The sequence below is a fragment of the Streptomyces sp. JK94 genome, assembly GCF_053613315.1.
In genome coordinates this window covers 196,152-209,633 of the sequence record NZ_JBSICH010000015.1, presented here as the reverse complement: position 1 = coordinate 209,633, position 13,482 = coordinate 196,152, and the positions used below count along the sequence as shown (strand labels likewise).

Genomic DNA, 13,482 nt, shown 5'->3' with positions numbered 1-13,482 from the left:
GACGTCGGGCGGCGCGCCGGCCCCCGAGGGGCGGACACCGCTCGGGACCGTCGTCACGCTGCCGGTGTCACGCTGCCGGTGTCACGCTGCCGTCGTCACGCCAGCGGGTCCGGCGCCGCCGTGACGCCCAGCTCCGCGAGCTTCGCCCTGCCGCCGTCCGGCGCCGTCAGGACCAGCGGCCCCTGCTCCGTCAGCGCCACGGAGTGCTCCCAGTGGGACGACCAGGTGCCGTCGGTCGTGATGACCGTCCAGTCGTCCTCCAGGACCTCCGTGCGCGGGGTGCCGAGGGAGACCATCGGTTCGATGGCCAGGCAGAAGCCGGGGACCAGCTTGGGGCCCTTGCCGCGCCGGCGGTCGACGTAGTTCAGCAGGTGCGGGTCCATGTGCATCTCGGTGCCGATGCCGTGGCCGCCGTAGTCCTCGATGATCCCGTACTTGCCGCCGCCGGGCTTGGGCTGGCGGCGGATGTACGTCTCGATGGCCCGGGAGACGTCCACGAGCCGGTTGCCCTGCTTCATCGCCGCGATACCCGCCCACATCGACTCCTCGGTCACCCGCGACAGCTCGACCAGCTCCGGGGAGTGGCCGGAGCCGACGAAGGCCGTGTAGGCGGCGTCGCCGTGCCAGCCGTCGATGATCGCTCCGCAGTCGATGGAGATGACGTCGCCGTCCTTGAGGACCACGTCGTCGGAGGGGATGCCGTGGACCACGACCTCGTTCACCGACGTGCAGATGGTCGCCGGGAAGCCGCCGTAGCCCAGGAAGTTCGGCTTGGCGTCGTGCTCCGCCAGCACCTTGCGGGCGACCTGGTCCAGGTCCTTGGTGGTGGCGCCTGGCACGGCGGCCTCGCGCGTGGCCGCGTGGATGGCGGCGACGACCAGCCCCGCCTCACGCATCTTGGCGATCTGCTCGGGGCTCTTGATCTGCACCATGGGGGCTGCGGCCTTTCTGGACCTGGGGGGCGGGGAACGCTTCCAACGATACGGGGCGGTGACCGCCCCTTCCCACAGCTCAGCCGCGGCCCCCGGACGAGGGACCGCGGCTGCAGCCGGGGCTGATGACTACTTGTCGCGCTTGAGCGCCTCCAGCGCCCGGCCCGTGACCTCGTTCACCGGTCCCATCGCCGAGATGGTGACGACCAGGCCCTGCGCCTTGTAGTAGTCGATGATCGGCTCGGTCTTCGTGTGGTAGACCTCGAGCCGCTTGCGGACCGTCTCCTCGGAGTCGTCGTCCCGCTGGTACAGCTCGCCGCCGCAGACGTCGCAGACGCCCTCCTGCTTCGACGGCGTGTACGTCACGTGGAAGACGTGCGCCGAGTCGTTGCGGCAGACCCGGCGGCCGGCGATCCGCTTGACGACCTCCTCCTCCGGGGCCTCCAGGTCCAGTACCGCGTCGAGCTTCATGTCCTCGGTCTCGAGCAGCTCGTCCAGCGCCTCCGCCTGGGAGACGTTGCGCGGGAAACCGTCCAGCAGGAAACCGCCCTCGGCGTCGGGCTGCTCCATCCGGTCCTTGGCCATGGCGATGGTGACCTCGTCCGGTACGAGGTTCCCGGCGTCCATGTAGGACTTGGCGAGCTTGCCCAGTTCGGTCTGCCGGCTGATGTTCGCGCGGAACAGGTCACCCGTGGAGATGTGCGGGATGTGCAGCGTCTCGGCAAGGCGGGTGGCCTGCGTACCCTTCCCAGCACCCGGCGGCCCGACGAGGACGATTCGCATCAGCGGAGGAACCCTTCGTAATTGCGCTGCTGGAGCTGGCTCTCGATCTGCTTCACCGTCTCAAGACCGACACCCACGATGATGAGGATGCTGGTACCACCGAACGGGAAGTTCTGGTTTGCCCCGAAACCAGCCAACGCCATTGTGGGGACGAGAGCGATCAGGCCCAGATACAGCGAACCCGGCCAGGTGATCCGGTTGAGTACGTAGCTCAGATACTCAGCGGTCGGTCGGCCAGCCCGGATGCCCGGGATGAAGCCACCATACTTCTTCATGTTGTCCGCGACTTCCTCGGGGTTGAACGAGATGGCCACGTAGAAGAAGGCGAAGAAAACGATCAGGAAGAAGTACAGAACGATGTGCGGCGTCGCGGCCGTGTCGGCGAGGTTCTTCTGGATCCAGGTGGCCCAGCCCGCGGTCGAGCCGGAGAACTGGACGATCAGCGCCGGGATGTAGAGGAGCGACGAGGCGAAGATGACGGGGATGACGCCCGCCTGGTTCACCTTGAGCGGGATGTACGTCGAGGTACCGCCGTAGGAGCGGCGACCGATCATGCGCTTGGCGTACTGCACCGGGATGCGGCGCTGGGCCTGCTCCACGAAGACCACCAGGCCGACCATGACCAGGCCGACGGCGATCACGGTGCCGAACTCGATCCAGCCGCCCGCCAGGTCGCCCTGCTCCTTGATGGCCCACAGGGCGGACGGGAAGGTGGCGGCGATCGAGATGAACATCAGAATCGACATGCCGTTGCCGACACCGCGGTCGGTGATCAGCTCACCGAGCCACATGACGACGGCCGTACCGGCGGTCATGGTGACCACCATGACGACGGTGGTGAAGATCGCCTGGTCGGGCACGATCTGACCGGCGACGGTGCAGCCGGAGAAGAGGGCGCCGCTGCGCGCGGTGGCGACGAGGCCGGTGCCCTGCAGGATGGCGAGCGCGATGGTCAGGTAGCGGGTGTACTGCGTGATCTTCGCCGTGCCCGCCTGCCCCTCCTTCTTCAGGGCTTCCAGACGCGGGATCACCACGGTCAGCAGCTGCAGAATGATGCTCGCCGTGATGTACGGCATGATGCCGAGCGCGAAGACCGTGATCTGCAGCAGGGCGCCGCCGCTGAACATGTTCACCAGACCGAAGAGGCCCTGGTTGCCGGACGCCTGGTCCACACACTCCTGGACGTTCTTGTAATCGACGCCTGGGATGGGGATGTGGGTACCGAGCCGGTAGACCACGATGATGCCGAGCGTGAAGAGCAGCTTCTTGCGCAGGTCGGGCGTCTTGAACGCCCGGGCGAACGCGGTGAGCACGGTGCCTCCTGCGACCCCCGCGCTACTGCGTCAAGGGTGACGGTCTTGAGGATTCGACTGACGACTTAATGAGTAACGGTCAACTGCCGCCCAGGGTGCCCCATGTGACGCACCCGTGAAAGAGGGCAGCGCAGGCCACCTTACCGGCGGGAGTACTTTCCTTGGAACGACCAACCGGGGATACCCCTTTTGTGGGGCATCCCCGGTCGGGATCGCTCAGGTCATCGAGACGCCTGAAGGACTCAGACGAGCTCGGTGACGGTACCGCCGGCGGCGGTGATCTTCTCCTTGGCGGAGCCGGAGACGGCGTCGACCGTCACCTGCAGCGCCACGGAGATCTCGCCCTGGCCGAGGACCTTGACGAGGCTGTTCTTGCGCACGGCGCCCTTGGCCACCAGGCCCTCGACGGTGACCTCGCCACCCTCGGGGTACAGCGCGGCCAGCTTGTCGAGGTTCACGACCTGGAACTCGGTCTTGAACGGGTTCTTGAAGCCCTTCAGCTTCGGAAGACGCATGTGGAGGGGCATCTGGCCACCCTCGAAGCGCTCCGGAACCTGGTAACGGGCCTTCGTACCCTTGGTACCACGACCAGCCGTCTTGCCCTTCGACGCCTCACCACGACCGACACGGGTCTTGGCGGTCTTGGCGCCCGGGGCGGGACGGAGGTTGTGGATCTTGAGCGGGTTCTGCTCACCCATGATCAGTCGACCTCCTCGACCGTCACGAGGTGGCGGACGGTGTGCACCATGCCGCGGAACTCGGGGCGGTCCTCCTTGACGACCTGCGTGTTGATCCCCTTGAGACCAAGGGAACGCAGGGTGTCACGGTGGTTCTGCTTGCTGCCGATGTAGGACTTGACCTGCGTAATCTTGAGCTGCGCCATGATTACGCACCCGCCCCGGCACGTGCACGGAGAAGAGCCGCGGGAGCGACGTCCTCGAGCGGCAGACCACGGCGGGCCGCGATCTCCTCGGGACGCTGCAGGCCCTTGAGGGCCTCCACGGTCGCGTGCACGATGTTGATCTGGTTGTCGGAGCCGAGCGACTTCGACAGCACGTCGTGGATACCGGCGCACTCGAGCACGGCGCGCACCGGACCACCGGCGATCACACCGGTACCCGGGGACGCGGGCTTGAGCAGCACGACGCCGGCAGCCTTCTCGCCCTGGATGGGGTGCGGGATGGTGCCCTGGATGCGGGGGACCTTGAAGAAGTGCTTCTTGGCCTCCTCAACACCCTTGGCGATGGCGGCCGGCACCTCCTTGGCCTTGCCGTATCCGACACCCACGGTGCCGTCACCGTCGCCCACCACGACCAGCGCGGTGAAGCTGAAGCGACGACCACCCTTCACAACCTTGGCGACGCGGTTGATCGCGACGACGCGCTCAACGTACGCGGTCTTCTCGGCGGCGGCGTTGCCACCGTCGCGACCCTTCCGGTCCCGCCGCTCGCCGCCACCGGCACCGCCACCGCGGCGCTGGGGTCCAGCCATTGGAATTACCTCTCTCTGTTTCCGCTAGCTACGGAACCGGCTCAGAACTTCAGGCCGGCTTCGCGGGCGGCGTCCGCCAGAGCGGCGATGCGCCCGGCGTACTGGTTGCCACCGCGGTCGAACACGACGGTCTCGACACCGGCGGCCTTGGCACGCTCGGCGACCAGGGCGCCGACCTGCTTGGCCTGCGCCGACTTGTCGGCCTCGCCGCCACGGATCGAGGTGTCCAGGGTGGACGCCGACGCAAGGGTGTGACCCTTGATGTCGTCGATCACCTGGGCCACGATGTGGCGGTTCGAGCGGGTAACGACCAGACGAGGACGCTCCGCCGTACCCGAGAGATTCTTGCGAATCCGGATGTGACGGCGCTTGATCGCGGCGCGCTTGTAGGCGTCGCCCTTGAGGATCTTCTGTCCGTATGCCATGGCTTACTTACCCGCCTTTCCGACCTTGCGGCGGATGACTTCGCCCTCGTACTTGACGCCCTTGGCCTTGTACGGGTCGGGCTTGCGCAGCTTGCGGATGTTGGCCGCAACCTCGCCGACCTTCTGCTTGTCGATGCCCTCGACCGAGAAACGGGTCGGGGACTCCACCTTGAAGGTGATGCCCTCGGGGGCCTCGACCAGGATCGGGTGGCTGTAGCCGAGGGAGAACTCCAGGTTCGAACCCTTGGCGAGCACGCGGTAACCGACACCGCTGATCTCGAGCTTCTTCACGTAACCCTGGGTCACGCCGGTGATCATGTTCGCCACCAGCGTGCGGGACAGGCCGTGCAGGGCCTTGCTCTGACGCTCGTCGTTGGGGCGGGTGACGCTCAGCACGCCGTCCTCACCCTTGGCGATGTCGATCGGCGCCACGACGGTGTGAGTCAGCGAGCCCTTCGGGCCCTTGACCGAGACCGTACGGCCGTCGATGGTGACGTCCACGCCGGCGGGAACCGCGATGGGGAGCTTGCCGATGCGCGACATAGCTGTTTCCTCCGTTCCCTTCCGCTACCAGACGTAGGCGAGGACTTCTCCGCCTACGCCCTTCTTGCCGGCCTGCTTGTCGGTGAGGAGCCCGTGCGACGTGGAGATGATCGCCACGCCGAGGCCACCCAGCACCTTGGGCAGGTTGGTGGACTTCGCGTACACCCGGAGACCGGGCTTGGAGATCCGCTTGATGCCCGCGATGGAGCGCTCACGGTTCGGGCCGAACTTCAGCTCGAGGACGAGGTTCTTGCCGACCTCGGCGTCCTCGGTCTTCCAGCCCGTGATGAAGCCCTCCTGCTGGAGGATCTCCGCGATGTGAGACTTGATCTTGGACGCCGGCATCGTCACGGAGTCGTGGTACGCCGAGTTCGCGTTCCGCAGACGCGTAAGCATGTCTGCGATCGGATCAGTCATGGTCATGAATTGGCCTTCGGCCTCTCTCGCCGGGGTTTCCTGGTGCGCCATCCCTCTCCCCGATCCGAGACGGGACGGGTGCGGCGCGGTGGACCTACGGCGTAGTAAGCAGTCATTTGCGGGCTCGGCCCGCGGGCGTACGGGCGGCAGACGCCCAACCACACAAGCCTAAGGCATGTGAGGACGGGCCCCTGCCGACCCAGATGCTTACCGAGAGTCTGAATAACCCGGAATTACCGGATTACCAGGAGCTCTTGGTCACGCCCGGCAGCTCGCCACGGTGAGCCATCTCACGAAGGCACACGCGGCACAGGCCGAACTTGCGGTAGACGGAGTGCGGACGGCCGCAGCGCTGGCAGCGCGTGTAGCCGCGTACACCGAACTTGGGCTTGCGAGCAGCCTTGGCAATCAGAGCCTTCTTCGCCATCTCGCTCACGCCTCCTTGAAGGGGAAGCCGAGGTGACGAAGGAGCGCGCGGCCCTCAGCGTCGTTGGTCGCCGTGGTCACCACGGTGATGTCCATACCCCGGGTGCGGTCGATCTTGTCCTGGTCGATCTCGTGGAACATGACCTGCTCGGTGAGACCGAAGGTGTAGTTGCCACGGCCGTCGAACTGCTTGGGGGACAGGCCGCGGAAGTCGCGGATGCGCGGCAGCGCGAGCGACAGGGTGCGGTCGAGGAACTCCCACATGCGGTCGCCACGGAGCGTGACGTGGGCACCGATCGGCTGGCCCTCGCGCAGCTTGAACTGCGCGATGGACTTGCGGGCCTTGGTGACGGCCGGCTTCTGTCCGGTGATCGTGGTGAGGTCGCGGATGGCGCCCTCGATCAGCTTGGAGTCGCGGGCGGCGTCGCCCACACCCATGTTGACCACGATCTTGACGAGGCCGGGGATCTGCATGACGTTCTCGTACGAGAACTCCTCACGCAGCTTGCCCGCGATCTCCTCGCGGTACTTCGTCTTGAGACGCGGAGTGGTGGTGGTAGCCATCAGATGTCCTCACCCGTCCGCTTGGCAACGCGAACCTTGTTGCCCTCGTCGTCGAAGCGGTAACCGACGCGCGTGACGACCTTGTTGCCGTCCTTCTCCACGACCAGCTGGACGTTGGAGACGTGGATCGGGGCCTCGGTGGTCACGATGCCGCCGGCCTGCGAACCGCGAGCGGTCGGCCCGGCCTTGGTGTGCTTCTTGACCCGGTTGACACCCTCGACCAGGACACGGTCCTCACGGGGGAAGGCCGCGATGACCTTGCCCTGCTTGCCCTTGTCCTTACCGGTGATGACCTGGACCAGGTCGCCCTTCTTGATCTTCATGCTCACAGCACCTCCGGCGCGAGGGAGATGATCTTCATGAACTTCTTCTCGCGCAGCTCACGGCCGACGGGGCCGAAGATACGGGTGCCGCGAGGGTCGCCGTCGTTCTTCAGAATGACGGCGGCGTTCTCGTCGAAGCGGATGTACGAGCCGTCCGGACGGCGGCGCTCCTTGACGGTGCGAACGATGACCGCCTTGACGACGTCACCCTTCTTCACGTTGCCACCGGGGATCGCGTCCTTGACGGTGGCGACGATGACGTCACCGATACCCGCGTAGCGGCGGCCGGAGCCACCGAGCACACGGATGCAGAGGACTTCCTTCGCACCCGTGTTGTCGGCGACACGCAGCCGCGACTCCTGCTGGATCACGTCTATCTCCTGATTGTCTGCCGGTTCCCGGCAGGGGCCTCGGTACGAGGGCCCCTGCCGAGCCTGGCGGAACTGACCTGCGTGGGTTTGCCCCGCAGGAGTTACTTGGCCTTCTCGAGGACCTCGACGACGCGCCAGCGCTTCGTCGCGGACAGCGGCCGGGTCTCCATGAGGAGGACGCGGTCGCCGACACCCGCGGCGTTCTGCTCGTCGTGGGCCTTGAGCTTGCTGGTACGGCGGATGACCTTGCCGTACAGCGCGTGCTTGACGCGGTCCTCGACGGCGACGACGACGGTCTTGTCCATCTTGTCGCTGACGACAAGACCCTCGCGGGTCTTGCGGAAGCCGCGTGCTTCGGTGTTGTTCTCAGTCACGTTGCTCTCGCTCATCAGGCGCTCTCCACCGTCTCGATGCCCAGCTCGCGCTCACGCATCAGGGTGTAGATCCGCGCGATGTCCTTGCGGACGGCCTTGAGCCGACCGTGGTTCTCGAGCTGACCCGTCGCCGCCTGGAAGCGGAGGTTGAACAGCTCTTCCTTGGCTTCGCGGAGCTTCGCCAGAAGCTCCTCGTCACCCAGTTCGCGCAGCTCGGACGCCTTGGTACCGGCCGACATCACGCTTCACCTGCCTCGCGCTTGACGATCCGGCACTTCATCGGCAGCTTGTGGGCCGCACGAGTCAGCGCCTCACGGGCGATCTTCTCGTTGGGGTAGGACAGCTCGAACATGACCCGACCCGGGTGCACGTTCGCGATCCACCACTCCGGGGAACCCTTACCGGAACCCATGCGGGTCTCGGCCGGCTTCTTCGTGAGCGGGCGGTCCGGGTAGATGTTGATCCAGACCTTGCCGCCACGCTTGATGTGGCGGGTCATCGCGATACGGGCCGCCTCGATCTGGCGGTTGGTCACGTACGCCGGCGTGAGGGCCTGGATGCCGTACTCGCCGAACGCAACCTGCGTACCGCCCTTGGCCATGCCACGGCGCTTCGGGTGGTGCTGCTTGCGGTGCTTGACCCTACGGGGGATCAGCATTTCGGTCAGGCCTCCGTTCCGGTGCTCTCAGCCGGAGCGGCAGCGGCGGCGGGAGCGTCGGCCTTGGGGGCCTCGGCAGCCGGCGCGGACTGCTGCTGCGGCTTGCGACCGCGACCGCCACGCTCGCCACCGCGGCCACCACGGGCCGGGCGGTCGTTGCCACCACGGGCCGGGCGGTTGCCGGCGCGGGCAGCGGCGTTCTCGGCGCGGACCTCGGCGATGTTCTTGACGTCGCCCTTGTAGATCCAGACCTTCACGCCGATGCGGCCGAAGGTCGTCTTGGCCTCGAAGAAGCCGTAGTCCACGTTCGCGCGGAGCGTGTGCAGGGGCACGCGGCCCTCGCGGTAGAACTCCGAGCGGGACATCTCGGCGCCGCCGAGGCGGCCACCGCACTGGATCTTGATGCCCTTGGCGCCGGCCTTCATCGTGCCCTGCATGCTCTTGCGCATGGCACGACGGAAGGAGACGCGCGAGGAGAGCTGCTCGGCGACGGCCTGGGCCACCAGCTGAGCGTCCGTCTCCGGGCTCTTGACCTCGAGGATGTTCAGCTGGACCTGCTTGCCGGTCAGCTTCTCCAGGTCACCGCGGATGCGGTCGGCCTCGGCGCCGCGGCGGCCGATGACGATGCCGGGACGAGCGGTGTGGATGTCCACCCGCACGCGGTCACGGGTGCGCTCGATCTCCACCTTCGAGATGCCGGCGCGCTCCATGCCGGACGTCATCATCCGACGGATGGCGACGTCTTCCTTGACGTAGTCCTTGTACAGCTTGTCGGCGTACCAACGCGACTTGAAGTCGGTCGTGACACCGAGCCGGAACCCGTGCGGGTTTACCTTCTGGCCCATTACCGGGTTCCTTCCTTGCTGCTGACGACCACGGTGATGTGGCTGGTCCGCTTGCGGATCCGGTAGGCGCGGCCCTGGGCGCGCGGCCGGAACCGCTTCAGGGTCGGGCCCTCGTCGACGAAGGCCTCGGAAATGAAGAGGCTGTCGGCGTCGGTGTGGTCGTAGTTGTGCGCGGCGTTGGCGATGGCGCTGTCCAGCACCTTGCCGACCGGCACGCTCGCGGCCTGCGGGGCGAAACGCAGGACCGCCTGAGCCTCCGTGGCATCCATGCCACGGATGAGGTCCACCACGCGGCGGGCCTTCATGGGCGTGACGCGGATGTACCGCGCCTGGGCCCTGGCTTCCATGGTTGTCCCTTCAGTGTTTGTCATGATCTTTCACACCCCGCTGACTAGCGGCGCTTCGACTTCCGGTCGTCCTTGACGTGACCCCGGAAGGTGCGCGTCGGCGAGAACTCGCCGAGCTTGTGGCCGACCATGGACTCGGTGACAAACACCGGGATGTGGGTCTTGCCGTTGTGCACCGCGATCGTGTGGCCGAGCATCGCCGGGACGATCATCGAGCGACGGGACCAGGTCTTGATGACGTTCTTGGAACCGGCTTCGTTCTGCGTGTCCACCTTCTTGATCAGGTGGTCGTCGACGAAGGGTCCCTTCTTCAAGCTACGAGGCATCTCAACCCGTCCTTAGCGCTTCTTGTTCGTCTTGCGGCGGCGGACGATGTACTTGTTCGACGCCTTCTTGGGCGAACGAGTACGGCCTTCCTTCTTGCCCCACGGGGACACGGGGTGGCGGCCACCGGAGGTCCGGCCCTCACCACCACCGTGCGGGTGGTCCACCGGGTTCATGACCACACCACGGACGGTCGGGCGAACGCCCAGCCACCGCTTGCGGCCCGCCTTGCCCCAGTTGATGTTCGACTGCTCGGCGTTGCCGACCTCGCCGACGGTGGCGCGGCAGCGCACGTCGACCAGGCGGATCTCTCCGGACGGCATGCGCAGGTGGGCCATCTGGCCCTCCTTCGCGAGCAGCTGCACGGAGGCGCCGGCGGAGCGGGCGAACTTGGCGCCGCCACCGGGACGGAGCTCGATCGCGTGGATCGTGGTACCGACCGGGATGTTGCGGAGCGCCAGGTTGTTGCCCGGCTTGATGTCGGCCCCGGGACCGTTCTCGACGCGGTCGCCCTGCGACAGGTTGCGGGGGGCGAGGATGTAGCGCTTCTCGCCGTCCGCGTAGTGCAGCAGCGCGATGCGCGCGGTGCGGTTGGGGTCGTACTCGATGTGCGCGACCTTCGCCGGCACGCCGTCCTTGTCGTGGCGACGGAAGTCGATGACACGGTAGGCGCGCTTGTGTCCGCCACCCTGGTGGCGAACGGTCACACGACCGGCGTTGTTACGGCCGCCCTTGCTGTGCAGGGGGCGGACCAGCGACTTCTCCGGCGTGGACCGCGTGACCTCGACGAAGTCGGCGACGCTCGAGCCACGACGGCCCGGCGTAGTCGGCTTGTACTTGCGGATTCCCATTTCTCAGTCCTCGTCCGATTCCGGACGATCCGGACCTCCGTCAGGAGGTCGGACCGCCGAAGATGTCGATACGGTCGCCCTCGGCAAGGGTCACGATCGCGCGCTTGCTGTCGGCACGCTTGCCGAAGCCCGTGCGGGTCCGCTTGCGCTTGCCCTGGCGGTTGATCGTGTTGACCCCGGTGACCTTGACCGAGAAGACCGCCTGGACGGCTTCCTTGATCTGGGTCTTGTTGGAGCCCGGCGCGACGATGAACGTGTACTTGTTCTCGTCGAGGAGCGCGTAGCTCTTCTCGGACACGACCGGCTTCAGCAGCACGTCACGGGGGTCCGTGAACGCCTTGCTCGCCGGGGTGACGACGGTGTTCTTGCCCTCGGCCTCGTGGCGGCGCGCCTTGGCGACGCGCGCGGCCTTGGCGGCCTTGGCCGCCTTCGAGGCGATGCTCGGGTGACGCGTGGCCATCAGGCTTCGCTCCCTTCGGTGTCAACGGCCTTGGGGCCAGACACGAAGGACTCGAACGCGGCCTGGGTGAAGACCACGTCGTCCGAGACGAGAACGTCGTACGTGTTCAGCTGGCCCGGCTCCAGAATGTGGATCTGGGGCAGGTTGCGGGCGGACAGCCACGCGGCCTCGTCGGCGCGGTCGACGACCAGGAGCAGGTTCTTGCGCTCCGAGATCTTGCCGAACAGCGTCCGGGCGGCCTTCGTCGACGGGCTGTCGCCCTCGATGACGCCGGAGACGACGTGGATGCGGTTGTGGCGGGCCCGGTCGGTGAGGGCGTGGCGCAGGGCCGCGGCCTTCATCTTCTTCGGGGTCCGCTGCGAGTAGTCACGCGGCTGCGGGCCGTGGACGACGCCACCGCCGGCGAACTGCGGCGCACGGGTCGAACCCTGGCGGGCGCGGCCGGTGCCCTTCTGGCGGTACGGCTTCTTGCCGCCACCACGGACCTCGCCGCGACGCTTGGTCTTGTGCGTGCCCTGGCGGGCAGCGGCGTTCTGCGCGACGACGACCTGGTGGATCAGCGGGATGCTGATCTTCTCCACGCCGAAGATCTCCGCGGGGAGCTCGACGCTTCCGGTCTTCTCGCCGGCAGGCGAAAGGATGTCAACAGTGCTCATCGGTTACCTCAGGCCCCCTTGGCCGCAGTGCGGACCAGGACGAGGCCGCCGTTCGGACCGGGAACCGCGCCCTTGATGAGCAGCAGACCCTTCTCCGCGTCAACGGCGTGGACGGTCAGGTTCTGGGTGGTGACCCGCTCGTTGCCCATGCGGCCGGCCATGCGGAGGCCCTTGAACACGCGGCCCGGGGTGGCGCAGCCACCGATGGAACCGGGGGAGCGGTGCTTGCGCTGGGTGCCGTGTCCGGCGCCGAGGCCCTTGAAGTTGTGACGCTTCATGACACCGGCGAAGCCCTTGCCCTTGCTCTTGCCGGTGACGTCGACCTTCACGCCGGACTCGAAGACCTCGGCGGTGACTTCCTGGCCGAGCGTGTACTCGGCGGCGTCGGCCGTGCGGATCTCGACGAGGTGGCGGCGGGGGGTGACGTCGGCCTTGGCGAAGTGGCCCTTGAGGGGCTTGTTCACCTTGCGCGGGTCGATCTCGCCGAACGCGATCTGGACGGACTCGTAGCCGTCGACGTCGTTCGTGCGGACCTGGGTGACGACGTTGGGGCCGGCCTTGACGACGGTGACCGGAACAACACGGTTGTTCTCGTCCCACACCTGCGTCATGCCGAGCTTCTCGCCCAGGATGCCCTTGATCTGCTTGGTCATCTTCAGATCACCGCCCTCAGAGCTTGATCTCGATGTCGACACCGGCCGGGAGGTCGAGTCGCATCAGAGAGTCAACGGTCTTGGGGGTCGGGTCGAGGATGTCGATCAGGCGCTTGTGCGTGCGCATCTCGAAGTGCTCGCGCGAGTCCTTGTACTTGTGCGGCGACTTGATGACGCAGTACACGTTCTTCTCAGTGGGCAGCGGCACCGGGCCCGCGACCGACGCACCAGTGCGCGTCACCGTCTCGACGATCTTCTTCGCCGAAGAGTCGATGACCTCGTGGTCGTAGGCCTTGAGCCGGATGCGGATCTTCTGTCCCGCCATGGCTACTCAGTAGTCCTGTCTCTCGTAACGCTCTGGACCCGGTGGTCCCTTGTCGTTCCACTCCCCCTCCGACCCACGCGGTCGGGCGTGTCGCACTCTCGCTGACACAGATGTCCCTTGTTCGAACATCCCTGCTCTGGGAGGTGCGGGCCCTTCCGGAACCGCGGACCGGGGGCGAGAGGCCCACCGGGTGCCTGGCCGGTACCCCGCTGACACTTCCCGGAAGATTCCCGTACGTCCGCTCCTGATCAGGGGCGACGAGTACTGTGGGACTCGCTTCCGGTCCCCCCGGCGGGAGGCGCGCAGCATCGGCACTCGACCGAGCAACTCGGCTAGTCTGCCATACCGGACGGGGGCCTGGCCAATCGAAGCGGATGACTGTACCCCACGTCACGGAGCCC

General features: G+C 66.8%; 24 protein-coding genes. All 24 read right to left on the bottom strand.

Annotated elements, in window-relative coordinates:
* Positions 1-95: 95 nt before the first annotated feature.
* The 24 genes from map to rpsJ all read right to left on the bottom strand — a co-directional run bounded on the left by map (position 96) and on the right by rpsJ (position 13,081).
* Entirely contained in the window at positions 96-932 is an 837-nt protein-coding gene (gene map, locus ACVV2G_RS15520; protein WP_453843260.1) for a type I methionyl aminopeptidase, read from the bottom strand.
* A 129-nt stretch (positions 933-1,061) separates the two neighbouring features.
* Positions 1,062-1,715, bottom strand: coding sequence for an adenylate kinase (locus tag ACVV2G_RS15515; RefSeq protein WP_453843259.1), 654 nt, complete (start codon positions 1,713-1,715; stop codon positions 1,062-1,064).
* A complete protein-coding gene (secY, locus tag ACVV2G_RS15510; RefSeq protein ID WP_453843258.1) occupies positions 1,715-3,028 on the bottom strand; it encodes a preprotein translocase subunit SecY in 1,314 nt (437 codons plus the stop codon). The genes ACVV2G_RS15515 and secY overlap by 1 nt, the downstream gene beginning before the upstream one ends.
* Positions 3,029-3,270: 242 nt before the next feature.
* The gene (gene rplO, locus ACVV2G_RS15505) at positions 3,271-3,726 is read right to left on the bottom strand and encodes a 50S ribosomal protein L15 (RefSeq protein WP_043381011.1); all 456 of its coding nucleotides are present in this window, start codon (positions 3,724-3,726) and stop codon (positions 3,271-3,273) included.
* A gap of 2 nt (positions 3,727-3,728) precedes the next feature.
* On the bottom strand, positions 3,729-3,911 hold the full coding sequence (gene rpmD / locus ACVV2G_RS15500; protein WP_003974250.1) for a 50S ribosomal protein L30: 183 nt from the start codon (positions 3,909-3,911) through the stop codon (positions 3,729-3,731).
* 2 nt (positions 3,912-3,913) lie between these two features.
* Positions 3,914-4,519, bottom strand: a complete 606-nt coding sequence (gene rpsE / locus ACVV2G_RS15495; RefSeq protein ID WP_055418360.1) for a 30S ribosomal protein S5 — start codon at positions 4,517-4,519, stop codon at positions 3,914-3,916.
* A 41-nt stretch (positions 4,520-4,560) separates the two neighbouring features.
* Positions 4,561-4,944, bottom strand: a complete 384-nt coding sequence (rplR, locus tag ACVV2G_RS15490) for a 50S ribosomal protein L18 (protein WP_453843257.1) — start codon at positions 4,942-4,944, stop codon at positions 4,561-4,563.
* Between the two features lie 3 nt (positions 4,945-4,947).
* Positions 4,948-5,487 (bottom strand): 50S ribosomal protein L6, encoded by a 540-nt coding sequence (rplF, locus tag ACVV2G_RS15485; protein ID WP_053135632.1) that lies wholly within the window; start codon positions 5,485-5,487, stop codon positions 4,948-4,950.
* A gap of 24 nt (positions 5,488-5,511) precedes the next feature.
* Positions 5,512-5,910 carry a 30S ribosomal protein S8 gene (gene rpsH, locus ACVV2G_RS15480; protein WP_026248232.1) on the bottom strand — a complete coding sequence of 133 codons (399 nt, stop codon included), beginning with the start codon at positions 5,908-5,910 and terminating at the stop codon, positions 5,512-5,514.
* Between the two features lie 235 nt (positions 5,911-6,145).
* Positions 6,146-6,331: a type Z 30S ribosomal protein S14 gene (locus ACVV2G_RS15475; RefSeq protein WP_003948630.1), complete on the bottom strand. Its 186-nt coding sequence runs from the start codon at positions 6,329-6,331 to the stop codon at positions 6,146-6,148.
* Between the two features lie 5 nt (positions 6,332-6,336).
* Entirely contained in the window at positions 6,337-6,894 is a 558-nt protein-coding gene (gene rplE / locus ACVV2G_RS15470; RefSeq protein WP_003974255.1) for a 50S ribosomal protein L5, read from the bottom strand.
* Complete coding sequence (gene rplX / locus ACVV2G_RS15465) at positions 6,894-7,217, bottom strand: 50S ribosomal protein L24 (RefSeq protein ID WP_003974256.1); 324 nt, start codon at positions 7,215-7,217, stop codon at positions 6,894-6,896. Before rplX ends, rplE begins: the two co-directional genes overlap by 1 nt.
* A gap of 2 nt (positions 7,218-7,219) precedes the next feature.
* Positions 7,220-7,588 (bottom strand): 50S ribosomal protein L14, encoded by a 369-nt coding sequence (gene rplN, locus ACVV2G_RS15460; RefSeq protein ID WP_030831680.1) that lies wholly within the window; start codon positions 7,586-7,588, stop codon positions 7,220-7,222.
* Between the two features lie 101 nt (positions 7,589-7,689).
* The gene (gene rpsQ, locus ACVV2G_RS15455) at positions 7,690-7,977 is read right to left on the bottom strand and encodes a 30S ribosomal protein S17 (RefSeq protein ID WP_391969951.1); all 288 of its coding nucleotides are present in this window, start codon (positions 7,975-7,977) and stop codon (positions 7,690-7,692) included.
* Positions 7,977-8,201: a 50S ribosomal protein L29 gene (gene rpmC / locus ACVV2G_RS15450; RefSeq protein WP_003998824.1), complete on the bottom strand. Its 225-nt coding sequence runs from the start codon at positions 8,199-8,201 to the stop codon at positions 7,977-7,979. The genes rpsQ and rpmC overlap by 1 nt, the downstream gene beginning before the upstream one ends.
* Positions 8,201-8,620 carry a 50S ribosomal protein L16 gene (rplP, locus tag ACVV2G_RS15445; RefSeq protein ID WP_003974260.1) on the bottom strand — a complete coding sequence of 140 codons (420 nt, stop codon included), beginning with the start codon at positions 8,618-8,620 and terminating at the stop codon, positions 8,201-8,203. The genes rpmC and rplP overlap by 1 nt, the downstream gene beginning before the upstream one ends.
* A gap of 5 nt (positions 8,621-8,625) precedes the next feature.
* Positions 8,626-9,465: a 30S ribosomal protein S3 gene (gene rpsC, locus ACVV2G_RS15440; RefSeq protein ID WP_055418365.1), complete on the bottom strand. Its 840-nt coding sequence runs from the start codon at positions 9,463-9,465 to the stop codon at positions 8,626-8,628.
* Positions 9,465-9,812, bottom strand: coding sequence for a 50S ribosomal protein L22 (gene rplV, locus ACVV2G_RS15435; protein ID WP_216719821.1), 348 nt, complete (start codon positions 9,810-9,812; stop codon positions 9,465-9,467). The genes rpsC and rplV overlap by 1 nt, the downstream gene beginning before the upstream one ends.
* 44 nt (positions 9,813-9,856) lie before the next feature.
* Entirely contained in the window at positions 9,857-10,138 is a 282-nt protein-coding gene (gene rpsS / locus ACVV2G_RS15430; protein ID WP_055418366.1) for a 30S ribosomal protein S19, read from the bottom strand.
* Positions 10,139-10,150: 12 nt separating this feature from the next.
* The gene (rplB, locus tag ACVV2G_RS15425) at positions 10,151-10,987 is read right to left on the bottom strand and encodes a 50S ribosomal protein L2 (RefSeq protein WP_210957937.1); all 837 of its coding nucleotides are present in this window, start codon (positions 10,985-10,987) and stop codon (positions 10,151-10,153) included.
* Between the two features lie 40 nt (positions 10,988-11,027).
* Complete coding sequence (rplW, locus tag ACVV2G_RS15420) at positions 11,028-11,447, bottom strand: 50S ribosomal protein L23 (protein ID WP_007443985.1); 420 nt, start codon at positions 11,445-11,447, stop codon at positions 11,028-11,030.
* On the bottom strand, positions 11,447-12,103 hold the full coding sequence (rplD, locus tag ACVV2G_RS15415) for a 50S ribosomal protein L4 (protein ID WP_453843256.1): 657 nt from the start codon (positions 12,101-12,103) through the stop codon (positions 11,447-11,449). The genes rplW and rplD overlap by 1 nt, the downstream gene beginning before the upstream one ends.
* A gap of 8 nt (positions 12,104-12,111) precedes the next feature.
* On the bottom strand, positions 12,112-12,756 hold the full coding sequence (gene rplC, locus ACVV2G_RS15410; RefSeq protein ID WP_121748660.1) for a 50S ribosomal protein L3: 645 nt from the start codon (positions 12,754-12,756) through the stop codon (positions 12,112-12,114).
* Between the two features lie 16 nt (positions 12,757-12,772).
* Positions 12,773-13,081, bottom strand: coding sequence for a 30S ribosomal protein S10 (gene rpsJ, locus ACVV2G_RS15405; RefSeq protein WP_003948644.1), 309 nt, complete (start codon positions 13,079-13,081; stop codon positions 12,773-12,775).
* Positions 13,082-13,482 lie beyond the last annotated feature (401 nt).